This is a genomic window from Paenibacillus sp. DS2015 (assembly GCF_050433705.1).
Taxonomy (GTDB): Bacteria; Bacillota; Bacilli; order Paenibacillales; family Paenibacillaceae; genus Paenibacillus_AQ.
In genome coordinates this window covers 75,395-101,817 of sequence record NZ_JBNPWS010000001.1, presented here as the reverse complement: position 1 = coordinate 101,817, position 26,423 = coordinate 75,395, and the positions used below count along the sequence as shown (strand labels likewise).

Sequence of the window (26,423 nt, the reverse complement as noted above, 5' to 3'; positions counted from 1 at the left end):
AAATCGTAGCGTTTGTAGATCGGCATGGGTTTCGGTTTAAGCTAAAATTTCAAAATATGTATTGTCTTTTGTAACTGAAATACAGAAGCGTTCATGGCTTCAGCTTCTCTAGCTACAGCTTGAATGGTTTCAATTTGTGAATTCATAGATGCAGATACTTCTTGTGTGCCAGCAGCAGACTCTTCTGTGATTGCTGATATATTCTGAATCGCGCTTGAAATTTTCTGAGCACTCTCTAGCATAATATCACTTTCTTTAGAGAAGGCAGAAATTTGATCGGAAATGTACTGAACACTTTGGACGATTTGTTTAAAGATTTGCTCTGATTCGCCAATCATTTCATTCTGCTGACGTACCACTTCTTCGTTAACATGGATATGTTCAATCGCTTGCTTAACACCTTGTTCAATACTTTGTACTAAGCTAAATACGCCATGTGTAGATGCAGTAGATTCTTCAGCTAACTTACGAACTTCTTGAGCGACCACTGCAAATCCCTTGCCATGTTCACCAGCACGTGCTGCTTCAATGGATGCATTAAGCGACAACAGGTTGGTTTGTTGAGCAATCTCCGAGATGGACTTGGTTATTTTTGTAATATGTGAAGCGTTTTTAGAAAGATCTTCAATAGTATCAGCTACTTTTTCAGTTGCACTAATATTTAGGCGCATTCCCTCGGCTTGTTTCTCAACAGATTGTCTGCCCTTTTCAACGAGTGAGATCATTTCTATTGAGCGTTGATTCATTAATTTAGTAGATGCGGTATAATTACTAACCTTTTGCTCAATATCCTGAATAGAGTCAGTCATGCCGGAAATATCTTGGGATATTTCACTAGCACCTATGGCAAGTTCATTAGAAGAGTGGGCAACTTGAGCCATGACCAATCTTAGTTCTTCATTTCTGTCGACAATACCCCGACTTGTGCCCATAACTTGCTTGGTAATACCTGAAGCATCGCTAAGAATTTTAGTTAATTTATCAATCATGTTATTAAAAGAACGACTCAGAGTACTCATTGATCCTGTTTCACTTACTCTTAATGTGAAATCTCCTTTGGAAATATGATGGGTGACGGTAGAAATATCATCGAATGATGATGTAAGCGCTTTCTCAATGAAAAGAGAAATAGGAAAGGTTAGGGCTAATAGGACTACAATCAAACTGATGCCTATAATAACTTTACCCAAAACTATAAAAGCGATAACGATGGGAATAGCAAAAAGGGCGGCAACGACGTAGCATCCAGCTATAATCTTCTTTGAAAGAGGTAGATTGTTGAACCATGCCATAGTAAATAAATCCTCCTAGATAAAACCATATTTTATACCATATTGTAACATGTAATAGGGCAAATAGTCTATGTAATAGAGACTAGGAATAAATGTACATGAGTTGAAAGACCTAATAAAATCCGACTGTTTACATTAATGGAATATATAGCTAAATTGACATTGGTAGATTGTATTGTTAAGTTGAAATAGTCATACTATTTCAACATAATCGTGAGGAGATGGATAAGAATGGACAATATTCACAGATGGAAAGATGGTTTCCCAAAGATTGGAATAAGACCAACAATTGATGGTAGAAGAAGAGGCGTTCGTGAATCGTTGGAAGAACAGACGATGAATCTTGCCAAAGCTGTAGCAAAAATGCTCTCTGACGAGCTACGATATCCGAACGGTGATCCAGTAGAATGCGTTATATCAGATACCTGTATCGGGGGAGTTGCAGAAGCTGCAGCCTCTGCCAAAAAGTTCAAAAATGCAGAAGTGGGATTAACCATTACAGTAACCCCTTGTTGGTGTTATGGGACGGAAACGATGGATACCGATCCGACGATTCCTAAAGCGGTATGGGGATTTAACGGTACGGGCAGACCTGGAGCAGTATATCTTGCCGCAGTATTGGCAGCGCATGCACAGAAGGGATTACCTGCATTCGGTATATACGGGGAAGACGTACAAGATGAAGGAGATCAACGGATACCTGATGATATCCAGCAGAAATTACTCAGATTCGCTAAGAGTGGGCTTGCGGCAGCATATATTCGTGGTAAATCCTATCTTTCTCTAGGTTCAGTTTCTATGGGTATAGCAGGTTCCATTGTAGATGATTCCTTCTTTCAGGAATATTTAGGAATGCGTAATGAGTACGTGGATATGAGTGAATTCACCCGTAGGTTAGAAGAGGGAATCTATGATCCTGAGGAATTTTTGAATGCGCTTTCTTGGGTAAAAGAGAACTGCAATGAGGGTCCTGACCATAATCCACTAGAGCTTCAGTCCACTCGGGAACGTAAAGATTGGGAGTGGGAGACGGTTGTCAAGATGACACTTATTACTAGAGATTTGATGATTGGTAACCCTCGCTTAGCGGAACTTGGTTTTCTGGAAGAAGCAGAGGGACATCATGCGATCGTCAGTGGTTTTCAAGGACAACGTCAATGGACGGATCATAGTCCCAATGCTGACTTTTTAGAGACGATGCTTAATTCGTCATTCGATTGGAATGGATTACGTTCTCCCTTTTTGGTAGCTACAGAGAATGATAGTTTGAATGGTGTAGGGATGTTGTTCGGATACCTCTTAAGTAATACAGCACAAATTTTTGCGGATGTGAGAACGTATTGGAGCCCAGATTCAGTTCAACGTGTGACAGGACATACCCTAGAAGGTCGCGCAGCCAATGGCATTCTTCATCTCATTAATTCGGGTTCTGCTGCGCTTGATGGTACAGGAGAACAACAAATTAATGGGCAACCCGCGATGAAGCCTTTCTGGGAAATAACAGATGAGGAAGTTAAGAATACGTTAGAGGCAACACAATGGAGACCTGCATCGTTAGAGTATTTCAGAGGTGGAGGTTTCTCTACAGATTTCTTGACTCATGGTGGTATACCGATGACAATGACTCGCTTGAATCTTGTAAAGGGTCTTGGGCCTGTTCTTCAGATTGCTGAGGGTTACTCTATTGAACTACCGGAAAATGTGCACGACATTCTAGATCAGAGAACGGACCCTACATGGCCAACGACATGGTTCGTACCTAATCTTACAGGAGACGGTGCATTTACAAGTGTGTATGAAGTGATGAATCAATGGGGTGCTAATCATGGTGTTATTAGCTATGGGCATATCGGAGCTGATTTATTGACCTTAGCATCCATTCTTCGTATTCCCGTGAATATGCATAATGTACCTAGCGATCAAATATTCCGCCCTCGGGTATGGGGTATGTTCGGAACTGAGAATACAGAAAGTGCGGATTTCCGGGCATGTAGTGCTTTTGGACCGCTATATAAATAATTAGGGGGTATACGATGAGTAGTTTAGATATTCGAAATGAGCTATGTAAATATGCACGTAAAATTGTCGATCACGGACTTGTAGTAGGACCAGGAGGGAATATCAGCGCTAGGCTAGAGAATAGCATGTTTTTATCACCTAGTGGCTTCGCACTGGAGGAAATTGAACCAGAGCAATGGATTGAAGTGGATATTCCATCGGGTGAGATAAGTGACACTAAGCTACGCCCTTCCTCAGAAGTGCTGATGCATCTATATGGATACCGGCAGAAACCTGATATGGGGGCTATGATCCATACCCATCCACCCTATTGTATTGCCTTTACTTTGGTAGAACAGAATCTTCCGATCATGTTTCCAGATCAAGCAGCGCTGGTAGGTAAGACATTGTACATCCCTTATTTAATTCCAACGACAGACTTACTGGCGAATGCTGTTGCGGATAAGGTAACTGAAGCAAGTTCTATATTGTTGGGGAATCATGGATTGGTTACGACGGGAAGAAATTTACGCGAAGCTTTTTACCGTACTCAGGTTGTTGAGGAAAGTGCCAAGATTTACTTATCAGCGCGAGCTGTGGGTAATCCAGTGGTTCTAACAGATCAGGAATTTGCTGATATTGCTGCGCTTGAGAGCGAAGATTATCGGATTAAATTGTTGCAGCAGATGAAGTAAATATAATCATTTTCCTTCTACGGTATAGGGTTTCGGTGAAAGTTAGATGAGGATGTTTATGAATTAAAGGTGGTGTATCTGTTGAGCAATCAAGGTGCTGTACTTGCGTTTGATCTAGGAGCAAGTAGTGGTCGAGCGATTGTAGGCGAGTTGGTAACGGGAGTAGAGGATCAATGTTCGGATAAATGTATATTAAAAATGACCGAAGTTCATCGTTTTCCCAATGTACCGGTAGTTATTAATAATCATTTACATTGGGATATTGCATTACTATTGCAGGAAGTAAAGACAGGCATTCGCAAAGCTTCACAGGCAGGGTACACGCTGGAGAGCTGTGGTATTGATACTTGGGGTGTTGATTTCGGGCTACTGGATAGCAATGGCGAGTTAATTGGACTTCCTTATCATTACCGAGACCCCCAAACCAAGGGATTAGTTGAAGAACTGTGTGATCTATTCGGTCGGGAAAGGTTATTCATGGAAAGTGGATTGCAGTTAATGCCCTTCAACACGATTTATCAATTGTACGCTATGAAGAAGGCGAATTCTCCGAAGTTGGAGATGGCTCAGACGCTACTGTTAACACCGGACTTATTATCTTATTTTCTTACTGGAGTCAAGGTATGCGAGTTCACAATGGCGACTACAACACAGCTATACAATCCGACAACACGTTCATGGAACACAGCGCTTATGGAACAATTGGGAATCCCTAGTGATCTTATGATAGACCCTATACCACCTGGTACGTATACGGGAGATTTGACCGAGGAGGTATGTCGAGAGTTAGGTATTCCTGGACTTCGTATGGTTGCTGTGGGTTCACATGATACGGAGTCTGCGGCAGCAGCAGTACCTGCAACCTCTGCAACTTACGCTTATCTTGTATGTGGTACATGGTCTTTGCTTGGAACAGAGATTCAAGAACCCTTGGTTCATAAGGGTGTCATGGAGCGAGACTTCTCTAACGAAGGTGGCGTTGGGGGGACTTATCAGCTACTCAAGAATATTATGGGTCTGTGGATTGTACAGGAGTGTAAACGCAAATGGGAAAACGACGGGATTGCCTTATCTTTTCAAGAATTAGTTGAACTAGCTGATAAGGCTGTTTCTTTTCGTAGCTTGATAGATCCTGATCATCTTAGATTCATGAATCCAAAGGATATGCCAAATGAGATTAGAAGTTACTGTAGAGAGTCTGGACAGCCGGAGCCAGTAACGGAAGGTGAAGTCATTCGTTGTGTTCTAGAAAGTTTGGCTCTTCGGTATCGTCAAGTTCTAGAGCAGGCAGAAGAATTGTGTGAGGTTAACTTTGAGGGATTGCACATGGTAGGTGGAGGAATTCAGAATAGGTTGCTTTGTCAATTTACCTCTAATGCTATCCAGCGTCCTCTTTGGGCAGGTCCGATCGAGGCTAGTGCCATTGGCAATATCATGGTACAACTCGTAGCAAGTGGGCAACTCGAGGATATGGCGGCAGGAAAGGATTTAATTCGTAATTCTTTTCCTGTGGAGAGCTATGGCCCTCAAGACTCCAAGGCGTGGACTGATGCTTATGAGAAGTACAGTCAAATTACGAAATCAACACAAATGATGACAACGTAACAAGTTGTAACAAGTAGACAAAGCGTGCAAAGTGATAGAGGAGGCGTGCATGATGTTGAAGGGGATTTCCACATTAATCTCTCCGGAACTACTGAAAGTATTAATGGAAATGGGTCACTCTGATGAAATTGTGCTTGCAGATGGTAATTTTCCGGCAGCGAGCCATGCTCAAAGACTCATTCGATGTGATGGGCACGGTATTCCTGAATTGCTAGAAGCTGTACTGCAACTTGTTCCACTAGATGAATATGTTGAACATCCTATATCTTTAATGCAGGTTACCCCAGGAGATCAAGTAAAGACGCCTATTTGGGATACTTATCGTGGGATTGTTGCTACATATCAGGACGGAGAGAATCTTTTTGAAGAAGTAGAGCGGTTTGCTTTCTATGAACGTGCTAAGAAAGCCTACGCGATTATCTCTACGGGTGAAAAGGCACTTTATGCTAATGTGATTCTTAAAAAAGGGGTTATTAATTAAAGGCTGATATCATCTATTGGAGGTGCAGGCGCTGCTCTTCTGAAGATATAGACGGATCTAAACAAAATGGCAGTCGAGGGTTATCCTTGAACCGCCATTTTGTTATTTCCGGTCACTTGGAGGTGTCAATAAACAAAAGGGACATATTCAAGTGGTCAGTATTTTAACCTTGGGGCGCCTATTAATTTTTGTTTATTTTTGAATTGTGTCTATTCAAACACAAACAAATGTAATACAATAATAAAAACAACAACAATAAACTACAAAACGGAGGAATATTATTTATGGTACAGAGCTTATGGGATTCTTTGAAAGCGGTTCAATTACAGGATGGACTTGATGAGTTAGTCTATCGTTCTAATATCATTGGTGAAGATCGTCGGGTATGTAATTGGGGTGGTGGTAATACGTCTACAAAAACAACGATTAAAGATTTCCGTGGTCAGGACGTTGAAGTAATGTGGGTAAAGGGAAGTGGTTCTGACCTTGCCTCTATGAAGTCAAGTAATTTTACAGCACTACGCTTAGAAGATATTCGCCCTCTATTCGAGAAAGCTGAAATGCCGGATGAGGAAATGGTCAATTACCTCACTCATTGTATGATCGACTCTAAGCATCCAAGAGCATCCATAGAAACATTGTTACATGCTTTTTTACCTTTTAAACACGTGGATCATACGCATCCTGATGCGATTATAAGTCTTTGCTGTGCAGACAATGGTAAGGAGATTGCTCGCGAAATTTATGGGGATAGATTTGTATGGGTTCCTTATATTAGACCTGGATTTACACTATCTAAAATGATTGCTGAAGGTGTGCTAGCTAATCCTAAAGCAGAATTGGTACTGATGGAGAAGCATGGTCTTGTCACTTGGGGTGAAACGTCAGAAGCATGTTACGCTAAGACGGTTGAGATCATTACGGAAGCTGAGAATTATATTGAGAACCGTGTGAACGAGGATACAATTTTTGGTGGCGCTATTGTAGAAACACTACCTGAACAAGATCGTAGAAATATTGCTGCTAGCGTGTTACCACTCATTCGAGGTGCTGTAAGCGATGCTAAGAAAATGATTCTTACATTCGATGACGCGGAAGATGTACTGCAATTTGTAGGTGGGCGTGAATCTGCTCAACTATCTCAAGTGGGTGCAGCCTGTCCGGATCATTTGGTACATACAAAGGTTGTCCCACTCTTTATTGATTGGACACCGAATGTAAACGATATAGAGGGCTTGAAAGCGAAGCTAAAAGATGGGGTTGCTACTTACAAAAAGAAATATCAAGCTTACTTTGAGCGCAATAAGCACGAGGATGATGTGATGTTCGAAGCAGCGCCAAGAGTTATTCTAATTCCAGGGGTTGGGATGATCAATACAGGGAAGAGCTGGTCCAATTCTAAAGTCAGTGGTGCATTGTTTCATCGAGCTATCGCGGCTATGAGAGGGGCTACGGCTCTGGGGAATTTCGTTTCTCTTAGCGAGAATGAGTCCTACAATGTAGAATATTGGCCACTAGAGCTATACAAATTATCACTCGCACCAGCGGAGGCGGAATTCTCACGTAAGGTAGCCTTTATCACAGGCGGAGCAGGCGGAATCGGTAGCGAAACTGCACGGAGACTCGTATCTGAAGGAGCACATCTGGTACTTGCAGATTTGAATTTAGAAGGTGCACAGAAGGTAGCGGCGGAGATTAATGCGCAGTATGGTGAGAACCGAGCCATAGCTGTCAAAATGGATGTTACGAGCGAGGAAGATGTTGTGAATGCTTATGCAGAGACAGCGCTTGCTTTTGGTGGCGTAGATATTATTGTGAACAATGCGGGTCTTGCGACTTCCAGTCCTTTTGAGGAGACATCATTGAAGGAATGGAATCTTAATATAGCGGTGCTGGGAACAGGTTATTTCCTAGTGGCACGCGAAGCATTCAAATTAATGAAGGAACAATCTGTAGGAGGCAGCATGGTCTTCATCGGATCCAAGAATTCGATATATGCAGGTAAAAGTGTATCAGCTTATAGCTCAGCTAAGGCTCTTGAAGCACACTTAGCGCGCTGTATCGCGACTGAAGGCGGAGAATACGGAATACGTGTGAATACAATTCTACCTGATGCTATCCTACAAGGATCTGCGATCTGGAATTCGAACTGGCGTAATGAACGTGCAGCCGCTTATGGCATTGAGCCTGACCAATTAGAAGAACATTACCGCAAACGTACAACTTTGCTAGTTAATATTTATCCGAGAGATATCGCTGAAGGAATTGCCTTCTTTGCATCTTCCAAATCAGAGAAGACAACGGGATGTATGCTAACCATTGACGGCGGCGTACCTGCAGCCTTCACAAGATAAATCTTTTGATAATAACCAATGATTATATGATGAGAGGGTGTTGAATGTGACTGATCGTGCATATTCGTTATTTGAGGAACAACAGCAAGCTAGAGGTATCGACCTCAATCAAGTGAAGAAGAAACTTAAAGGACTCCAAATTGAGACTCCTTCTTGGGGGTATGGCGATTCGGGTACTAGATTTAAAGTCTATCAAAAAGTAGGTGTCCCTCGTAATCCGTTTGAGAAGTTTGAAGATGCGGCTCAGGTTCATGCCTTGACCGGACTTGCTCCTTCGGTAGCTATTCATATTCCTTGGGATAAAGTGGAGGATTACAGTAAGCTTAGAAGTCATGCTGAGAACTTAGGGCTCAGCGTAGGTGCTGTGAATCCGAATTTATTTCAAGAGGATGACTATATGCTAGGCAGTGTTACGAATATCGATCCCAAGGTTCGCCGTAAAGCCACAGATCATTTGTTAGAATGTGTAGATATTGCTAAGGCAACGGGATCCCGAGATATCAGTCTATGGTTTGCAGATGGAACGAACTATCCTGGACAGGGCAACATTCGTAAACGTAAAGCGTGGATGCACGAAGCACTAGCAGAGGTGTATAAAGCTCTGACACCACAGATGAGATTGCTTATTGAATATAAGTCTTTCGAGCCCGCATTCTATCATACAGATTTAGCGGATTGGGGGATGGCCTATAACTTGGCTATGAAGCTGGGGCCTCAAGCCGAAGTGCTTGTGGACACAGGCCATCATGCGCAAGGAACGAATGTGGAGCATATCGTTGCTTATCTAATAGATGAGAAAAGATTGGGAGGATTCCACTTCAACAGTCGTAAATATGCAGATGATGATCTTATTGTCGGTACAATGAATCCGTATGAACTATTCCTTATATTCTATCAAATTTTACATGCCTCACAGGATTCTGATGCAGGTGTCGTCGACACGGTGAATAATATCGCTTATATGATTGATCAATGTCACAATATCGAACAGAAAATACCTGCGATGATTCGTTCTGTACTGAATGTACAGACGCAATTTGCAAAGGCGCTGCTGGTTAATCATGCTGAAGTTGAGGAAGCACAGCTTCGTGGCGATGTATTAGGGGCAGAGGATGCGGTTCGTAAAGCATATGAGTTCGATGTAGCACCGCTGATTCAAGCCATTCGTGAAGAACGGAACCTACCACAAGACCCTATGAAAGCTTTTCTGAATAGTAGTTATACGCAAGATATTGCAGTGAGAGGCAAGGGTGGTGCAAGCTGGTGAGTGTGCTCGCATTCGATCTTGGAGCTAGTAGTGGGAGATTAGTGCGTGGCCGTTTGAACGATAAGAAGATGGAAGTGGAAGAGGTTCACAGATTTGCAAATGACCCCGTGCAGGTAGGTAATCGCTTGCAATGGGACATTCTTCGCTTATTTCATGAAATGAAACAAGGCTTATTGAAGGTGAAGCATCAGAATATTGAGGCTAAAAGTTTAGCCATTGATTCCTGGGCTGTAGATTTCGGTATGATTGGGAGTCATGGAGAACTCCTCAGCAATCCGTATCATTATCGTGATCGGCATACGGATGGTGCTATGGAAGCCGTGTTGGATGAAATGTCATCAGCGGAGCTGTTCGGACGTACAGGCATTCAATTTTTACCGTTTAATACGATTTATCAACTATATGCCCTTAGACAAGCGAATTCGCCTTTAGTTAGAGAAGGCAAGCATTTTCTCATGATTCCTGATCTTCTTCGTTATTTCTTAAGCGGTGAGATGCATAATGAATTTACGAATGCAACGACTACGCAGCTATATAATCCGCTAGAGGGCAAATGGGATCAATCCCTTATGCGGCGGCTAGGCATCGAGAGCTCATGGTTTGGGAACGTGGCTCAACCAGGAACTCATGTAGGTAGAATTACTTCTTCTCTAAGTGATGAGTTAGGCATTAAGCCGATGTCCATCTTTACGACAGCAGAGCATGATACAGGTTCCGCAGTGATTGCGGTGCCGGCCATGGAGAAGTCATTTGCTTACTTAATCTGTGGAACATGGTCACTGCTCGGAACAGAGGTACAGCAACCAGTTATTAATGATATGGCTCTTAAACTTAACTTCACGAATGAGGGAGGTGCTTATGGCACCTTCAGATTATTGAAGAACATTATGGGACTATGGATTCTACAGGAGAGCAGGAGGGCATGGGAGCGGGAAGGGAATTCGTATTCTTTTCCAGAGCTTGTCCAACTGGCACACCAAGCGCCTGCCTTGACAACCTTTATTGATCCAGATGACCCACTATTTCTACATCCAGGAGATATGCCAGGGCATATACGGAAGTACTGTGTGCAGACCGGTCAGCAACCGCCAGAACAACCCGGTGCCATTGTAAGATGCATTTTGGAAAGTCTTGCTTTAAAATATCGTTATGTACTGGAACTGACCGAACGTCTTTCAGCTCAATCCTTTAATGGATTGCATATGGTGGGCGGAGGGATTCATAATACCTTACTTTGCCAATGGACGGCTAATGCTATTGGTAAACCGGTATGGGCAGGGCCTGCGGAAGGAAGTGCCATCGGCAATTTAACTACGCAATGGATCGCCCAAGGTGATTTGTCAGATGTATGGGAGGCTCGGCAGGTCATAAGAGATTCCTTCCCAATAGTCATCTATGAACCTGAACAGTCGGACGTCTGGGAAGAAGCTCACGGGCGATTCTGTCAAGTGACGGGTCTGGCCCAAATATAGCGTTAGAAAGAGGGAAGTTATGCTGGTTGCAGAGCGATACGAGAAAATTGTTGCGTTGGTGAATGAAAGAGGAAGTATAAGGGTATCCGTGCTTAGCGATTTGTGTCAGGTGACAGAAGAAACGATTCGCCGCGATTTGGACCGGTTGGAGAAGTTGGGACGTCTTCGGCGCTCTCATGGAGGCGCGGTTAACATAAAGGATCATCATCCTGAGACGCCTTATATGGAACGTGAGATTATGCATGCGGAAGAGAAGAGAAGAATTGCCCAAGAGGCCATTAAGCGAATTCAGCCAAAGGACAGAATTCTTCTGGACGCAAGTACAACGGCATGGTATATGGCTGCGGATTTGCCTGATATTCCACTCACCGTACTCACCAATTCAATTAAGGTCGCGATGGAACTTAGCAGTAAAGAGAAGATTGAAGTTATATCTACGGGTGGTTTACTAGCGGCAAAGTCAATGTCCTATGTAGGTCCGCTTGCAGAACGTTCATTAGACTCCTATCATGTCGATAAATTATTCTTTTCGTGTAAGGGAGTTCATTTGGAGCGAGGTATAAGTGAATCTAATGAACTACAAGCGCAAGTGAAACAAAAAATGATCAGTATTTCGGATGAGGTTTTTCTACTAGCCGATTCTAGTAAATTCGGATTACAGTCTTTCACTCATGTGACAGATATTACGGGTGTTCATGAGATCATTACCGATCAGCGTATTGCCCAAGAGCAAATGAATATGTTGAAGGAACGTCTAATATCGGTCACAACGGTGTAATATCAACTTAAATATAAGCGTAGGCCACCTTGATCGTGTCGTACGTTTACCAAGAACATTAGAACGTATAAATTAAAACTTATACGTTCTAATGTTACAAAAAGGTGTGAAAGAGGGGTACGGCGATGAAAGTATCTTTGTTTATCACCTGTATTAGTGATGCTGTATACCCCAAAATTGGGGAAGCCATGGCTAGATTACTTGCTAGATACGGTGTTGTATTGGATTTTCCTAGGGTGCAGACTTGCTGTGGTCAGCCTGCTTTTAACAGTGGCTATTGGAACGAAGCTAGAGAATCTGCTAAGACGATCCTTGAAGCATTTGAGGATAGTGATTTTGTCATTTCACCTGCAGGTTCATGCATTGGAATGATACATCATTATCCAAAGTTGTTCGAGAATGACCCGATGATGCTTATGAAGGCTGAGAAGCTCCAGAAAAAGTCATATGAATTCACTCAATTTTTGGTGCACGTGCTAGGTGTTACCGATGTTGGGGCATCGTTCCCGCATAAAGTAACCTATCATCCGTCTTGCCATGGAAGTCGTCTGCTCGGGATTAAGGAAGAGCCGATGGCGTTGATGCGTAATGTCAAGGGAATGGAATTGGTGCCGCTTCCTTTTGCAGAAGATTGCTGTGGATTCGGGGGGACTTTCGCTATCAAAATGTCCGATATATCAGGGGCTATGGTAACGGAGAAAAGTGATCACGTGCTGGAGACTGAAGCTGAAGTACTCGTTGGATTGGATATGGCCTGTCTGATGAACATTGGGGGCAACTTACGCTATCGCAACAAGCCCGTTCGTGTCATGCATTTAGCAGAACTGTTATATGAAGGGGTGAAGTAAGCATGAGTGCAGCAGATGGAGCGACAGTCAAACAACGTGCCGAGCTTGCTTTGAATAACGAATTTCTTCGAAAAGCAGTTAAGTTTACGACGGAACGATTACGTGATGGTAAGCAGAAGGCAGCAGACCAACAAGGGAATTGGGAGGATTGGCGTGAGCGTGGTCGCCAAATTAGGCTACATACGATTGCGCACCTCGATTATTACTTGAATCAATTTGCCGATAATGCTAGAGCCAATGGGGTTCATGTCCATTTTGCAGATACTGCCGAAGAAGCCGTGAAGATCACACTTGCCATCGCGGAGCAGAAAAAGGCACGATCAGTCGTGAAGTCTAAGTCGATGGTTACCGAAGAACTACATTTGAATCATGCATTAGAGTCCATAGGTGTAGAGGCGGTAGAGACTGACCTTGGGGAGTATATTATTCAACTAGCAGGCGAGACACCCTCTCATATTATTATTCCAGCAATACACAAGAATCGATATCAAATTGCTGATTTACTATCTAAGGAAGCAGGCGAGACCTTACCTCCTGAGACGTCAGTGCTTGCTGGTTTCGTGCGTAAAAAGCTAAGAGAGAAGTTTCTTGAAGCAGATATAGGCATGACGGGTTGCAACTTCGCGATCGCAGAGACGGGTTCCATGGTACTGTTCGAGAATGAGGGTAATGCTCGGATGGTTACGACGGTTCCATCAACGCAAATCACTTTAATGGGCATGGAACGTATTATTCCTTCATGGAGTGATTTAGAAGTCATGGCTACGTTATTGCCACGTTCTGCTACGGGGCAGAAGTTAACGGTATATATGTCTGGTATTACAGGTCCACGCAGAGAAGTAGACGCGGATGGTCCAGATGAGATGCATATCATTATTCTGGATAATGGTCGTTCTTTACAACTTGGTGATCCAGAATTCCAAGAGTTATTGAATTGTATTCGTTGCGGGGCTTGCTTGAATGCCTGTCCAGTATATCGTCATATCGGTGGGCATGCGTATGGCGGGACCTATAGTGGTCCTATCGGAGCTGTATTAACACCAGCATTAAATAAGAATATTGAACAATGGGATGATATCGCTAGTGCTTCAAGTCTATGTGGTGCTTGTTACGAGGCTTGTCCAGTCAAGATTCCGTTACACGAAATGCTCATTTATTTGCGCAGGCGGAAGGTTGAAAGAGGGCATGGTGATAAAGTAGAAGCGGCGGGTATGCGTGGTTTTGCTGCGATCATGTCAAATTCTAAACGGTATGAAGGCGTTCTAAAAGTGGGTAGATTAGCTCAAAAGATCGTTGTACGTAAAGGTGAGATTCACGCTAAGATAGGTCCACTAAAGGGCTGGAACAGCTACAGAGTTACGCCAAGTCTTCCTAAACAATCGTTTCGTAATCAGTGGAAAACGCTGGATGAAGAGATTAGAAGTGGAATACAGGACATGGATCCGAAGGCAAAGAGTCGTATGGAAGCGCTCATCAGAGACCGGGAAAAAGGAGGGAATGGCCATGCCTAAATCACATCAGGATTGGTTAGCGCAATTGGAGATAGAATCTCGTTCGAAGCAAGAACGATTTATGTCTGGCATTGCAGAGCGTCTGGGACGATCTCGGGTTATTGAGCCACCACCTCATCCCTTTCAGGGGGCTCCAGATTTCTGGAATACCTACGAGCTGTCACTGGAAGAACGTATTGAGGAATTCACAGTCAACTTCAACAGCGCTGGAGGAAGTGTACAACGCCTCTCCCATATGGGAGAAGTTACAACCTTTATAGCGAACAAAGCGGAAGAGATGTCAGCACAATATATCATTCGGCAGAATCAAGATGAATTAAATGCGTTAGGGTTAGAGGCGTCTATTAAGAATGCCAAAGTTTCTCTATGGAACAGTGATTCACAAGAGCACTGGAAAGCCAGAGCAGCAGAAGCAGATATTGGTGTCGTCATAGCTGATTATGCTGTTGCGCATACAGGTTCAATTACGGTGCTGTCCTCCAAGGATAAGGGGAGATCAGTTAGCCTATTACCTACGGCACTTATTGCTATTATTCCTCTTGAACGATTGAAGACGCGGCTTGGTGAAGTATTGATAAACTTTGATCAAGCAGGACGTGAGAATTTACCAGCAGGCATCCATTTCATCTCGGGTCCTAGTCGTTCGGCAGACATTGAGAATGATCTTACCATTGGGGTACATGGACCTGGTATTGTGTTCGCTTTACTTGTGGGATAACGTTAGTATCGATATAAGAGATACCTTCTTTGAGAGACAAGGAAGGTATCTTTTCGTTAGAAAGAATAAACTTGCGCTCAGATTTTATCGATAGTCGGAAGTTGGTTTCTAAGGCAATGTAGTTGTATATTCCTGTGCCATTAATAGATAACTTCAACGTTATGTTTAGCTAATAGTTCTAACCATGGATCGGATGGCTTCTGGTCAGTAATTAAATAATGGATACGTGCAAGATCAACCAATTTTACAAAGGCAATCTTATCAAACTTCATATGATCAGCTAAAAGAATAATTCGATCAGCCTGACGTATCATATGCTGTTTTAAGACACATTCAGGTTCGTTGGAGTCCATTACACCTTTATCAAGAGAGAGGCCTTTGCAGCTCATGATGACCGTATCAACATTATATTTCTGCACCGTTTCTTGAGAGATAGGTCCAACTAATGAAAGTGAACGATATCGGAGTGAACCCCCCGTCGAAATAATGTTGAGATTCGTATTGGCGAACTCGTGCAGAATGTTAATTGAATTGGTAATTAGGGTCAGATTGCTCTTGTTACCTAGTGTCTTTACGAATTCAAAAGAAGTCGAGCTTGGATCGACCATTAATGTATCCCCGTCGTTAATAAGCATCAGGGCCTTCAGCGCGATGTCTCGCTTCATGTCCATATTAATCGTATTTCTAGTTGTATAGGGAAGGTCCTCATTAGTATGTCTGTTAAGCATGGCACCCCCGTATGTACGGCTCACGATACCTTCTTTCTCCAACTTCTCCAGATCGCGTCGAATCGTTTCTTCTGTAACATCAAACATTTTACTAAGATCGGCAACAAGTACACGCTTATCTTGATGAATTAAGTCTATCGTTTTTTGTCTTCGTTCAGCTGCTAACATAGAAGGATCACCTTTCTTCAGTCACACTATTACTTTTGTATATCATAGCTACAATGTGATTGTTATAGCAAGTACTTGATTTATTGATAAGCTGATCTGGAGATCATCAAGGTTAATGTTAAATATGTCATGAAAAATACACAAAACAAATTAATACAACATTTATTCTGTTAGTTATGTTGACAATAAAGATGTGTGAGCGTAGGATGAAAGTATAAAAGATGAATCTTTTCAAAAAAAGAAGTTAAAGGGGAGAGTTACTGTGACTACAACTTCAATGACTATAAATACTAAAAATAATGTTGCTGCAATGGATGTACCTTTTGTACGCGAAATGGCAGATATCACTTATCATATGTGGAACCTTGGGTGGGACGAACGTAACGGAGGAAACATCAGTTATATATTAGATGAGTCTGAAGTATGCAAATATATGGATACACAGAACGTGATTAGAACGATTCCTTTATCATTTCCTGTTAATGAATTAGCAGGCATGTATTTTATCGTGACGGGATCGGGTAAATATTTCAAAAATGTGATCTCTGATCCAGAGTCCAACATCGGTGTTATTCGAGTATCTACTTCAGGTGAAAGTGTTGAAGTACTATGGGGACTAAGTAATAATGCTGTACCGACGAGCGAACTTGCATCCCATTTCATGAGTCATATTGAACGTTTGAAGGTGGATAAGGATCATCGGATTGTTATGCATACACATTCCACGAACACCCTGGCTATGACCTTCATTCATGATTTAGATGAACGTCTATTTACGAGAACATTATGGGAAATGTGTACGGAATGTATCGTTGTATTCCCTGACGGAGTCAGTGTTATCCCTTGGATGGTACCGGGAAGTAGTGAGATCGGACGTGAGACAGCGAAGAAGATGAAGTCGCATCGGGTTGTTATTTGGCCACAACATGGAATATTTGGTACAGGTACCACGATGGATGAGGCCTTTGGATTAATTGAAACTGTTGAGAAGGCTGCACAAATCTATATGTTAGTTGCTCATCATGAGATCAAACAAAGAATCACAGATCAACAATTAATTGAACTAGCTAAGGCTTTTGGAGTGACTCCAGTTGCGGGCATTCTTCGAGAAAAATAATAATTCATTTCAATCACACATTAAAAAAAGGATTCTAACGTAACTCATTACGTAAGAATCCTTTTTTTTTCTATTTATATCTGTGGTGGTGAGGTGGAGGAACGAACGACAAGCTCAGGCTCTAAATTTACAGAAGGTACAGGCCCCTTGTCATTCATCAATCTTAATAAGGTTTCGACAGTGGTGTCGACAATTTCATCTAGCGATACACCTACCGCAGTCATAGGCACTTCGAGTTCTTCCATTTGCTGTATATTATCATAACTAACAAGAGATAAATGTTCTGGAATGCGAATCCTCAATTCATTTACTGCACGCAGAATTCCCTTGGTAAGGTCATAGCTACCACTAATAATCGCCGTTGGGCGTTGAGTGGAAATGAGTAGCTGTTTAGCCGTCATATATCCTTCATGCGTATCTAGACTATTAATAGGAAGAATAGATTCACTAGTTATAGGTAAGTTGTATTTATTCATTAGGTCAGTGAAAGCTACAACCTTCTCATATTGCAGTGGGTCTTTGGACTTCACATGACCGATATATGCAATGCGTTGATGACCCAATTCAACTAAATGATGCACGGCTAATTCAATGGCTTTACTACGAACGGTATCAATAGTTGTGTAAGGTGTAAGTCCATCGATTCCATAATAAAGAATGGGAATGTTAATTGGAGTTGGGAAGCTACGGATATTTCCACCTTCACGTCTTTCTTGATCATAGAATACGAGAATGGCATCACACTGAAGACGAATGAAGGTTTCTATAGCTAAATTTGTTTCGTTAATGGATAGCAATGTAGTATACGAATGTTTGGCTAATTCATGATTGATTCTCGTAATCAAAGTTGAGGGGGTAACCCGTTCAACTGAAGGCCACACGACACCAATCGTCCAACTTTTGTTCGACACAAGTCTACGGGCGGCTATATTGGGCTGGTATCCTAATTCCTTAGAGATCTCCAGTATTTTATGTTTTGTTATATCTTGTACAAGTGGGCTGTTTCTTAGTGCTTTACTAACCGTTGAGAAACTTACACCGGCGCGTTCGGCAATATCTTTAATTGTAACGGACACTTTTGATTCCTCCCAATCACAGTAACAACGTTGTTATTATATCATATTTTTTTCGGAAAAGAGGTAAGTTATTTAGTTTAGACTTAATCTTAAGAGCTAGACAGTCCGTATAAATTACGTTATTATAACAATAACAACGTTGTTATTTGTTTGAATATGGAGTCTATCAAGGGGGATAATAATGAATTTATTCGACTTAAAAGGTACAACTTCTGTAGTTATAGGTGGAAATGGTGTGCTTGGAGGCGCGATGTCGGAAGGACTAGCATCTCAAGGATCGCGAGTAGCTATCGTTGGACGTAATTTAGATAAGGCCAATGAAGTTAAGCAACGTATAGAATTAGCGGGTGGAGAAGCGATGGTCATTCAGGCTGATGTTACGGTTGAAGATGATCTCAAAAATGTACTGGATCAAGTTCTCTCTTGGACAGGAAGTGTTGATATCGTTGTGAACAGCTCGGGTATCAATAGTTCGACACCATTTATGGAAATTAAGATGGACGAATGGGATAACATCATGGATGTGAACTTGAAGAGTGTTGTCCTATCAAGTCAAATTTTTGGACAGCAAATGATTGAGCAGGGTAAGGGTGGCTCCATTATTAATATATCTTCGGTATCGTCAGATCCACCGTTATCTAAAGTGTTCACTTATTCGGCATCCAAGGCTGGCGTAAATAGCGTAACTAAGTTTCTAGCACGAGAGTTTGCACCCCATCAAATTCGTGTTAACGCCATTATTCCAGGATTCTTTCCAGCTGAACAGAATCGTAAGATCTTATCGCCGGAACGTACGGAATCTATCATGACGCACACGCCGATGAATCGGTTTGGGAACCCAGATGAGCTTCAAGGAACCGTGATTTATTTAGCCTCAGTGAAAGCGTCATCATTTATTACTGGAGCGCTTATTCGTGTAGATGGTGGTTTCGGAGCGATGACGATATGAGTGATACATTAAGCCAACTGTTGCAAGATATCCCAGTACCCCGGATGGTGAGGATTCGTCAGAAGTTTGACGAGACAAGATTGGAAGATCCGATCTCTGAACTGAAGTTGAAGTTAGATGCTTCGGGATGTATTCCAAAGATTGCAAAAGGCAGCAAAGTAGCTGTTGCTGTTGGGAGTAGAGGAATATATAAGGTGGATGAGTTTACTAAGCTAGTCATTGATGAACTCAAAAAGGCAGGAACAGAGCCATTCATCGTACCTTGTATGGGTAGTCATGGTGGTGCTACAGCGGAGGGACAGGTTGAGGTACTTGCACATCTAGGGATTGATGAAGCCAGAATGGGAGCTCCCATTCGTTCGTCAATGGATGTTGTTCTCATTGATAAGCTACCTAATGGATTGCCGGTATATGTTGATAGAATTTCTGCTACAGAGGCGGATGCGATCGTAGTGATTAACCGAGTTAAGCCACATACCGCATTCCGTGGTCCGATTGAGAGTGGACTCTTAAAGATGATTGCTATAGGCCTAGGCAAGCAAAAGGGTGCAGAAGCGACACATCAACTAGGCTTCAAATATATGGCGGAAAACGTGCCGGCTATGGCTAGAAGGATGATTGATAAGCTTCCGATCGTGTTCGGCGTGGCACTCATTGAGAACGCTTATGATCAGACTTGTAGAATAGAAGTTGTTCCCGCAGCCGAGATGGAGGATTTCGAACCTGAACTGCTACGTGAAGCGAAGGAACGTCTGCCCAAAATACTTTTTTCAAATCTGGACGTACTTGTTATTGATTATATTGGAAAAAATATTAGTGGCGATGGAATGGACCCTAACGTTACTGGAAGATACCCGACTCCTTATGCTCATGGAGGTCCAGAAGTGAATAAAATGGTGGTGCTTGATCTTACGCCTGAATCGAAGGGGAACGCTAATGGAGTAGGTACAGCAGATTTCACCACGGCACGTTTAGTTAGCAAGGCCGATTGGCCTGCTACTTATGCTAATGGACTAACATCGACGGTGTGTGCTCCAACGAAGCAAGCGACCACGTTATCTAACGATCTAGATGCAATTCGTGCCGGTATTAAGACATGTAATATTCTTGATTTTCATGAGTGCAGATTAGCTAGGATTCGCGATACGTTACACCTAGGAGAGATCGAAATTTCCGAAACACTGCTCGCTGAAGCCATGCGTCATCCACAAATTGAAATTGTGAGTGAACCTTACGAGTGGCAGTTTGATCAGAAAGGATATCTCAGCAAATGAGTAAAATACAAGATTATGTGTTAGCAGTCGATATTGGAACGACGAGTGTTAAGACACTAATGATTCATCAGACAGGAAAAGTGAAGGCTATCCATTCGATTGGTTATCCTCTGAACGTGCCACAATCAGATAGAGCGGAGCAAGATCCTGATCAAATTTTTCAAGCAACCTTAGAAGCGATGAAGGTTGTGATAACGAAATCAGGAGTTCAATCAGATGATATCTTATGTGTATCTTTTAGTAGTGCGATGCACAGTGTCATCGTGGTAGACGAGAATCATCAACCGCTAACACCCAGTATTATTTGGGCAGATCAACGTAGCGTGGATGCGGCAGAAGAGCTTATTAATAGTGGAAAAGGTAAACAAATTTATCTGAATACAGGTACGCCTATCCACCCTATGTCACCTTTGACGAAGCTCATCTGGATGAAAGACAACCAAGTAGACTTATTCAACCAAGCCTATAAATTTATAGGTATTAAAGAATACGTATTCTATCAGTTGTTCAGACAATACAAGGTCGATTATTCTATTGCAAGCGCGACAGGTATGTTTAACATCCATGAGTTGAAATGGGACGAAGAAGCGCTTCAATTGGCAGGTGTCACACAAGAACAGCTCTCCGAGCCGGTACCTTCCACCTATCGAATGTCTGGAATGGAACCTGAACATGCATCGGCAATAGGTTTACATGTGGATACGCCTTTCGTTATTGGGGCATCAGACGGAGTTCTAGCTAATCTCGGCATTGGCGTTATGAACTCCGACGAGGTGGCTGTAACGATTGGAACAAGTAGTGCGGTACGCACGGTTGTCCGGAAGCCGACCTTGGACCCGGAAGGACGTTTGTTCTGTTATGCATTGGCAGATGACTACTGGGTTATTGGTGGAGCTTCCAACAATGGTGGAGTGGTACTGAAGTGGACGGTAGACCAATTATTCTCCGAAGGTACCGCACCGCTGTCACAACATGAATTGCAGCAATATACATCCTATTTGGATATTGCTAAGGAGGCGCCTCCAGGTGCAGATGGTCTATTATTCCTCCCACTGTTAACAGGGGAACGTGCACCTTTCTGGGATGCGAAGGCAAGAGGTGTATTCTTCGGATTATCTATGGCGCATGGGAAATCTCATATGATGAGAGCGGCTATGGAGGGAATGATTTTTCAAATCGGGGCGATGGTTTCCTTGCTAGAGAATCTATCGGTGACCCCCATTAGGATCCGGGCATCTGGTGGAGTTGTAAGATCGGAGCTCTGTTGCCAGATCATGGCGGATGTACTTGGGATTCCAGTTGATGTACCAGAAGTCATCGAAAGTTCAGGACTGGGTGCTGCAAAATTAGCTTTATATGCTATGGGTGTCACTGACAATTTATTAGATCCTGCTTCGTCGGAGTATGTTTCTCAAGCACTTTACACACCGAATGAAGTTAATCACGAGCTTTATAAACAATTACTCCCATTATATCAGCAGATTTATGTTCAATTGAAAGATAGCTTTAGGCAAATAGCTAAATTTCAAACATCCAATGCAGCAAACATTAAAGAAATGATGAACTGATCATACGAAGATTCGAAAATTCAAATATAAGGTGTGATTCTCTATGCCGGGACTTCAGCAAAAATACGAAGAACTTAAATCTCATTTAACAGAAATGCAACGTGTTGTTGTGGCGTTCTCAGGCGGTGTGGACAGTACACTTTTATTGAAAGTAGCTATAGATACACTAGGTCCGGCGAATGTACTGGCGATCACGGCCGATTCGGAAACTTATCCATCGCGCGAATTAGAAGAGTCGAAACAGATTGCCGAAGCGCTTGGAGTTCCTCACAAAGTTGTATATACCTCTGAGTTAGCTATACCGGGGTATGTTGAGAACACAGAGAACCGCTGTTATTTTTGCAAAAAAAACCTGTTCGAAGAGTTGCTACCCTTCATCAATGTTAGTGACGAGGGATATAACTACATTCTGTTTGGTCTTATTGCAGACGATATGAATGAACATCGGCCAGGTGTAAAAGCAGCTCAGGAATATGGCGTTCGTGGACCCCTGCAAGAGGTAGGAATGTTCAAACATGAAATTAGAGAACTTGCGCAGCAGTTAGGTCTGTCTAACTGGGATAAACCATCATTCGCCTGTTTATCATCACGTATTGCCTATGGTGAAACGATTACACTTCAGAAGTTAACTAAAGTTGATCAGGCGGAAGAGTATCTTCGATCTCTAGGCATTCGTCAGGTACGTGTTCGGACGCATAATAATATCGCTAGAGTAGAGGTCGAACAGTCTGATATGGTTCGGGTCGTAGAAATGGGTAGTGAAATTACTGAAAGGTTACGAACTATCGGTTATGAATTTGTAACGATGGATCTTGCAGGTTATAAGAGCGGAAGCATGAACCGCGTGTTACAACAAGGGGGCGTATCATGAGCTCTTTTGAAGATATGGGTTTCTGTAAGCTGGATACAGATCGAGAACAACGAACAGGATTTCCGGAGGTTGTCTTTGGCGCTGGGAAGACTACGGAACAGATTATAGAAATTGTAGCAAGACTTATCGAAAGACATGGTCGAGCGATGGTCACTCGTGTTACTTCGGAAGTAGGCGCGGAACTCATGTCTCATTTTCCGGATGCCATATATCGAGACATTTCACAAATTTTTACTTATGGTACCGCAGAGCGGGTATTTCCCGGGAAAGTAACAGTACTTAGCGGGGGAACTTCGGATATGAGAGTCGCTGAAGAGGCAGCTATTACTGCAGAGTGGATGGGATGTGAAGTTGAACGAATCTATGATGTTGGTGTTGCTGGAATTGATCGTTTACTTGCGTATCGTGAGAATATTCAAGCCGCAAATGTAGTTATTGTTGTAGCAGGAATGGAAGGTGCGCTAGTCAGCGTGGTAGGCGGGCTTGTGAGACGCCCTGTGATTGCGGTGCCGACCTCAGTGGGTTATGGTTGCCATTTCCAGGGTCTAACGCCATTGTTAGCGATGATGACATCCTGTGCTGCAGGTATTTCAGTCGTTAACATTGATAACGGATTTGGAGCTGGATATAATGCGGCAATCATTCAACAATTAGTGGCGGAGGCGAAAGATAGATGAACAGAGTATTATATTTTGATTGTTTTGCCGGTATTTCGGGGGATATGGCTCTGTCATCACTGATTGATCTTGGGGCGGACATCAATTACATCAAAGATCAATTAAGACGTTTGCCTTTTGATCCTTTTCATATGCATGTTGAACCTGTTGTAAAACAAGGAATGTCAGCGAAAAGATTGGTACTTCGTTTCGGAGATGAATCTCATATGGCCGAGAGTGTAGACTCAAGTCATGAACACAGTCATGATCATAGTGATGGTCATAGTGATGATCACAGTCATGATCACAGTCATGATCACAGTCATGATCACAGTCATGATCACAGTCACGATCACAGCCATGATCACAGTCATGATCATAGTCATGATCATAGTCATGATCATAGTCATGATCATAGTCATGATCACAGTCACGATCACAGCCATGATCACAGTCACGATCACAGTCATGACCATGCTCATAGAAAAGCCTCGGGTATTATCAAGGATATCGAGGATTCAACGTTACCTGAGAGGGTGAAGAGTCGAAGTGTTCAGATCTTTAGAGCCATTGCTGTAGCCGAAGGTAAAATTCATGGCATGAGCCCAGACGATGTCCATTTCCATGAAGTAGGCGCAATGGATTCAATTATCGATATTGTGGGAGTATGTCTAGCACTAGAAAGTCTGGACATCGATGTAATCGAATCTTCCCCGGTTCCGACAGGTCGGGGAAGAATGCGGATGGCTCATGGGTTGTATCCTATTCCTGCCCCGGCCACATTAGAATTGCTTAAGGGGATACCATTGGATGATTTTGTGGTCGAAGGAGAATTGACAACACCAACGGGAGCGGGAATATTGAAGGCATTAGCAACAAGGTTCGGTACCTTTCCGGCTGAATCAATAGAACGAATGGGTTATGGAGCAGGAACCAAAGACTTTGCTCATCCTAATGTGCTACGCGTATGTTTGATTCAAAGAGTGGAGGAAGAATCCAGAGAGCCCATTCAAGTTCTAGAAACTCAACTAGACGATTGTACGGGTGAGATCATGGCTTACGCTATGGAAAAGTTATTAGCTGCAGGGGCTTTGGATGTATTTTTCACCCCAATTTATATGAAGAAGAATAGACCCGGCGTATTAGTTACCGTGCTAGCGAAACCGGATGATGCAGATCGATGTGAGGACACTCTTTTGAAGGAAACATCGACCTTGGGCGTGCGAAAAAGTACCTGGTCTCGAAAAATACTGGATCGTCGTTGGGTGCAAGTCTCTACCAAATATGGAACGATATCCGTGAAACAAGCTATACAAGATGATAGCGTCATTCATCAGTCTCCAGAATATGAAGATGTAGCCAAGGCAGCGAGAGCCAATCATGTACCTATCAAACATATTTACGATGAAGTTACAGAAGTCATGTCACAGCATACATCAAATCAATCTAAATCAATCTAAATCTAAATCTATCTAAATCAAATCATGGGGGCTAACTAATATGAACGCAATTATCCAATCTTTACGTGAAGGTAAGGTAGTAACTGATTCCAATGCTAATGTGAAGGTGTATCCGAATTCCTTACATTCTCATGGGAATGTGAATCTTCTAATGATCCAAGCCGATCGTAAGAAACAGATTATAGCTGTAGGTGAAGGTGAACTCTTTCAATCACTGGTTGGCCAAGAAGAGGATGGGGTTAAACGTTGCGAGCTTAGTCACGAGAACAGTCAGGTACTTGGACGCTTTTTTGAATATTTGAAACCGCAGTCATTTGGGAAGCAATCGATAACCGTCGGTTTGGGTGATCGTTTAGGTCTAGCAGGTCCAGGTCATCTTGCTACAGTAAAGGGACATCCTGTTCGTCCAGTTCTTGCTCAACAAAGTATTCGTGAATTAGCATTGACAGGTCGTACGTACAAGGATGTATTGGATGCTGCTTGTTATGCTGCGTTTCAACAAGGTTACAAAGAGGGTTATGGCGCAGATGGCGACCATTTGAAAGAAGAATCAGACATTAAGATGTCTATTGATCTTGGTTTCACGATGTTAACGTTGGATTGTTCTGAGAAAATACCAAGTGATATTCAAGATTTAAGTGAATCACAGCTAAAAGAAAGATATGAACAAGTTTCACAGGAGCAACGTCAGAGTTATGAAGCGCGTTATTTGAACAAAAGCTTTCAAATAGGTGGAGAGACGATTACGTTCGATGAATCAGAGTTTATGAAGTGTGTTCTTATCTATGGAAATGCTATTCCATATATGGTGTACATTTATGAGCAATATATTAAACCTGCCGATCGTGCGATAGATTTCGAGATTTCAATAGATGAGACGGTGACACCAACTTCGCCTGAGGCGCATTATTTCGTAGCAGCAGAACTAGATTTACAACAAGTAGATTTGTTCAGTATGGCTCCAAGATTTTGTGGAGAGTTTCAAAAAGGGATTGATTATATTGGTGATTTAGAGCAATTTGAGCAAGAATTGCGCATTCATGCTGCAGTTGCGGATCACTTCGGATATAAACTCAGTATTCACTCCGGTAGCGACAAATTCAGCGTATTTCCACTTGTAGCTAAGTATACGAAGGGGCGCTTTCATCTCAAAACAGCAGGAACAAACTGGTTGGAAGCTGTAAGAACCATTGCAAGACTTAATCCTACTTTGTACCGTGCAATGCATCAATATGCACTAGAACACTTTGAAGAAGCAACAGCTTATTATCACGTGACAACCGACATCTCCAAGATTAAGCCATTGAAGGAAGTCTCTGATGCTGACCTTCCGCAATACATGGAGGATGATAATGCGCGTCAACTCATTCATATTACTTATGGTATACTTTTAAAAGCCCAAGATAAATCAGGTAGTTCTCTATTTAAAGATGAATTCTTTGACACATTGATTGATCATGAGGAAGAATATGAACAATCTCTACTCCGTCATATCGGCAAACATTTGGATTTGTTGGGAGTATAGAGACGGGTATTA

At 42.5% G+C, this 26,423-nt stretch carries 22 protein-coding genes; 19 read left to right on the top strand and 3 right to left on the bottom strand.

The window, feature by feature from the left end:
* Positions 1-41: 41 nt before the first annotated feature.
* On the bottom strand, positions 42-1,292 hold the full coding sequence (locus J2T13_RS00465) for a methyl-accepting chemotaxis protein (protein ID WP_429367292.1): 1,251 nt from the start codon (positions 1,290-1,292) through the stop codon (positions 42-44).
* 231 nt (positions 1,293-1,523) lie between these two features.
* Between J2T13_RS00465 and J2T13_RS00460 the strand changes: the two genes are divergently transcribed.
* The 11 genes from J2T13_RS00460 (at position 1,524) to J2T13_RS00410 (ending at position 15,019) form a co-directional block, all read left to right on the top strand.
* Complete coding sequence (locus J2T13_RS00460) at positions 1,524-3,311, top strand: L-fucose isomerase (RefSeq protein ID WP_429367290.1); 1,788 nt, start codon at positions 1,524-1,526, stop codon at positions 3,309-3,311.
* A 14-nt stretch (positions 3,312-3,325) separates the two neighbouring features.
* Positions 3,326-3,985 carry a class II aldolase/adducin family protein gene (locus J2T13_RS00455; RefSeq protein ID WP_429367288.1) on the top strand — a complete coding sequence of 220 codons (660 nt, stop codon included), beginning with the start codon at positions 3,326-3,328 and terminating at the stop codon, positions 3,983-3,985.
* 81 nt (positions 3,986-4,066) lie between these two features.
* Entirely contained in the window at positions 4,067-5,590 is a 1,524-nt protein-coding gene (locus tag J2T13_RS00450; RefSeq protein ID WP_429367286.1) for a rhamnulokinase, read from the top strand.
* Positions 5,591-5,642: 52 nt separating this feature from the next.
* A complete protein-coding gene (locus J2T13_RS00445) occupies positions 5,643-6,071 on the top strand; it encodes an RbsD/FucU family protein (protein ID WP_429367774.1) in 429 nt (142 codons plus the stop codon).
* A 284-nt stretch (positions 6,072-6,355) separates the two neighbouring features.
* A complete protein-coding gene (locus J2T13_RS00440) occupies positions 6,356-8,425 on the top strand; it encodes a bifunctional aldolase/short-chain dehydrogenase (protein WP_429367284.1) in 2,070 nt (689 codons plus the stop codon).
* Positions 8,426-8,471: 46 nt separating this feature from the next.
* On the top strand, positions 8,472-9,692 hold the full coding sequence (gene rhaI / locus J2T13_RS00435) for an L-rhamnose isomerase (protein WP_429367282.1): 1,221 nt from the start codon (positions 8,472-8,474) through the stop codon (positions 9,690-9,692).
* Positions 9,689-11,164, top strand: coding sequence for a rhamnulokinase (locus J2T13_RS00430; protein WP_429367280.1), 1,476 nt, complete (start codon positions 9,689-9,691; stop codon positions 11,162-11,164). The genes rhaI and J2T13_RS00430 overlap by 4 nt, the downstream gene beginning before the upstream one ends.
* Positions 11,165-11,183: 19 nt before the next feature.
* On the top strand, positions 11,184-11,942 hold the full coding sequence (locus tag J2T13_RS00425) for a DeoR/GlpR family DNA-binding transcription regulator (protein ID WP_429367278.1): 759 nt from the start codon (positions 11,184-11,186) through the stop codon (positions 11,940-11,942).
* Between the two features lie 125 nt (positions 11,943-12,067).
* Positions 12,068-12,790, top strand: coding sequence for a (Fe-S)-binding protein (locus J2T13_RS00420; RefSeq protein ID WP_429367276.1), 723 nt, complete (start codon positions 12,068-12,070; stop codon positions 12,788-12,790).
* A gap of 2 nt (positions 12,791-12,792) precedes the next feature.
* Positions 12,793-14,301, top strand: a complete 1,509-nt coding sequence (locus J2T13_RS00415) for a LutB/LldF family L-lactate oxidation iron-sulfur protein (RefSeq protein WP_429367274.1) — start codon at positions 12,793-12,795, stop codon at positions 14,299-14,301.
* Complete coding sequence (locus tag J2T13_RS00410) at positions 14,294-15,019, top strand: LutC/YkgG family protein (protein ID WP_429367272.1); 726 nt, start codon at positions 14,294-14,296, stop codon at positions 15,017-15,019. The genes J2T13_RS00415 and J2T13_RS00410 overlap by 8 nt, the downstream gene beginning before the upstream one ends.
* 140 nt (positions 15,020-15,159) lie before the next feature.
* On the opposite strand, the gene J2T13_RS00405 is transcribed toward J2T13_RS00410, so the two are convergent.
* A complete protein-coding gene (locus J2T13_RS00405) occupies positions 15,160-15,915 on the bottom strand; it encodes a DeoR/GlpR family DNA-binding transcription regulator (RefSeq protein ID WP_429367270.1) in 756 nt (251 codons plus the stop codon).
* Positions 15,916-16,192: 277 nt separating this feature from the next.
* Between J2T13_RS00405 and rhaD the strand changes: the two genes are divergently transcribed.
* Positions 16,193-17,032: a rhamnulose-1-phosphate aldolase gene (gene rhaD / locus J2T13_RS00400; protein WP_429367772.1), complete on the top strand. Its 840-nt coding sequence runs from the start codon at positions 16,193-16,195 to the stop codon at positions 17,030-17,032.
* Between the two features lie 74 nt (positions 17,033-17,106).
* Here the strand turns inward: rhaD and J2T13_RS00395 are convergent, their stop codons facing one another.
* Positions 17,107-18,108, bottom strand: coding sequence for a LacI family DNA-binding transcriptional regulator (locus J2T13_RS00395; protein ID WP_429367268.1), 1,002 nt, complete (start codon positions 18,106-18,108; stop codon positions 17,107-17,109).
* Positions 18,109-18,289: 181 nt separating this feature from the next.
* Between J2T13_RS00395 and J2T13_RS00390 the strand changes: the two genes are divergently transcribed.
* From J2T13_RS00390 to J2T13_RS00360, 7 genes are read left to right on the top strand one after another with little or no spacing between them, the layout of a single operon-like run.
* Positions 18,290-19,057: an SDR family oxidoreductase gene (locus tag J2T13_RS00390; RefSeq protein ID WP_429367266.1), complete on the top strand. Its 768-nt coding sequence runs from the start codon at positions 18,290-18,292 to the stop codon at positions 19,055-19,057.
* Positions 19,054-20,331 carry a lactate racemase domain-containing protein gene (locus J2T13_RS00385; RefSeq protein WP_429367264.1) on the top strand — a complete coding sequence of 426 codons (1,278 nt, stop codon included), beginning with the start codon at positions 19,054-19,056 and terminating at the stop codon, positions 20,329-20,331. The genes J2T13_RS00390 and J2T13_RS00385 overlap by 4 nt, the downstream gene beginning before the upstream one ends.
* Positions 20,328-21,899, top strand: a complete 1,572-nt coding sequence (locus tag J2T13_RS00380; RefSeq protein WP_429367262.1) for a gluconokinase — start codon at positions 20,328-20,330, stop codon at positions 21,897-21,899. Before J2T13_RS00385 ends, J2T13_RS00380 begins: the two co-directional genes overlap by 4 nt.
* Before the next feature lie 43 nt (positions 21,900-21,942).
* Complete coding sequence (gene larE / locus J2T13_RS00375) at positions 21,943-22,770, top strand: ATP-dependent sacrificial sulfur transferase LarE (protein WP_429367260.1); 828 nt, start codon at positions 21,943-21,945, stop codon at positions 22,768-22,770.
* Positions 22,767-23,447 carry a nickel pincer cofactor biosynthesis protein LarB gene (gene larB / locus J2T13_RS00370; RefSeq protein WP_429367258.1) on the top strand — a complete coding sequence of 227 codons (681 nt, stop codon included), beginning with the start codon at positions 22,767-22,769 and terminating at the stop codon, positions 23,445-23,447. The genes larE and larB overlap by 4 nt, the downstream gene beginning before the upstream one ends.
* Entirely contained in the window at positions 23,444-24,886 is a 1,443-nt protein-coding gene (gene larC / locus J2T13_RS00365; protein ID WP_429367256.1) for a nickel pincer cofactor biosynthesis protein LarC, read from the top strand. The genes larB and larC overlap by 4 nt, the downstream gene beginning before the upstream one ends.
* A 40-nt stretch (positions 24,887-24,926) precedes the next feature.
* Positions 24,927-26,411, top strand: a complete 1,485-nt coding sequence (locus tag J2T13_RS00360; RefSeq protein WP_429367254.1) for a tagaturonate epimerase family protein — start codon at positions 24,927-24,929, stop codon at positions 26,409-26,411.
* Positions 26,412-26,423: the final 12 nt, after the last annotated feature.

Bases quoted from the DNA above. Each gene is read 5' to 3' on its own strand.
- J2T13_RS00455 (WP_429367288.1), top strand. From the start codon at position 3,326: ATGAGTAGTTTAGATATTCGAAATGAGCTATGTAAATATGCACGTAAA.
- J2T13_RS00385 (WP_429367264.1), top strand. From the start codon at position 19,054: ATGAGTGATACATTAAGCCAACTGTTGCAAGATATCCCAGTACCCCGG.
- J2T13_RS00445 (WP_429367774.1), top strand. From the start codon at position 5,643: ATGTTGAAGGGGATTTCCACATTAATCTCTCCGGAACTACTGAAAGTA.
- J2T13_RS00380 (WP_429367262.1), top strand. From the start codon at position 20,328: ATGAGTAAAATACAAGATTATGTGTTAGCAGTCGATATTGGAACGACG.
- larE (WP_429367260.1), top strand. From the start codon at position 21,943: ATGCCGGGACTTCAGCAAAAATACGAAGAACTTAAATCTCATTTAACA.
- J2T13_RS00425 (WP_429367278.1), top strand. From the start codon at position 11,184: ATGCTGGTTGCAGAGCGATACGAGAAAATTGTTGCGTTGGTGAATGAA.
- J2T13_RS00465 (WP_429367292.1), bottom strand. From the start codon at position 1,292: ATGGCATGGTTCAACAATCTACCTCTTTCAAAGAAGATTATAGCTGGA.
- larC (WP_429367256.1), top strand. From the start codon at position 23,444: ATGAACAGAGTATTATATTTTGATTGTTTTGCCGGTATTTCGGGGGAT.
- larB (WP_429367258.1), top strand. From the start codon at position 22,767: ATGAGCTCTTTTGAAGATATGGGTTTCTGTAAGCTGGATACAGATCGA.
- J2T13_RS00390 (WP_429367266.1), top strand. From the start codon at position 18,290: ATGAATTTATTCGACTTAAAAGGTACAACTTCTGTAGTTATAGGTGGA.
- J2T13_RS00420 (WP_429367276.1), top strand. From the start codon at position 12,068: ATGAAAGTATCTTTGTTTATCACCTGTATTAGTGATGCTGTATACCCC.
- J2T13_RS00415 (WP_429367274.1), top strand. From the start codon at position 12,793: ATGAGTGCAGCAGATGGAGCGACAGTCAAACAACGTGCCGAGCTTGCT.
- rhaD (WP_429367772.1), top strand. From the start codon at position 16,193: ATGACTATAAATACTAAAAATAATGTTGCTGCAATGGATGTACCTTTT.
- J2T13_RS00405 (WP_429367270.1), bottom strand. From the start codon at position 15,915: ATGTTAGCAGCTGAACGAAGACAAAAAACGATAGACTTAATTCATCAA.
- J2T13_RS00410 (WP_429367272.1), top strand. From the start codon at position 14,294: ATGCCTAAATCACATCAGGATTGGTTAGCGCAATTGGAGATAGAATCT.
- J2T13_RS00360 (WP_429367254.1), top strand. From the start codon at position 24,927: ATGAACGCAATTATCCAATCTTTACGTGAAGGTAAGGTAGTAACTGAT.
- J2T13_RS00440 (WP_429367284.1), top strand. From the start codon at position 6,356: ATGGTACAGAGCTTATGGGATTCTTTGAAAGCGGTTCAATTACAGGAT.
- J2T13_RS00460 (WP_429367290.1), top strand. From the start codon at position 1,524: ATGGACAATATTCACAGATGGAAAGATGGTTTCCCAAAGATTGGAATA.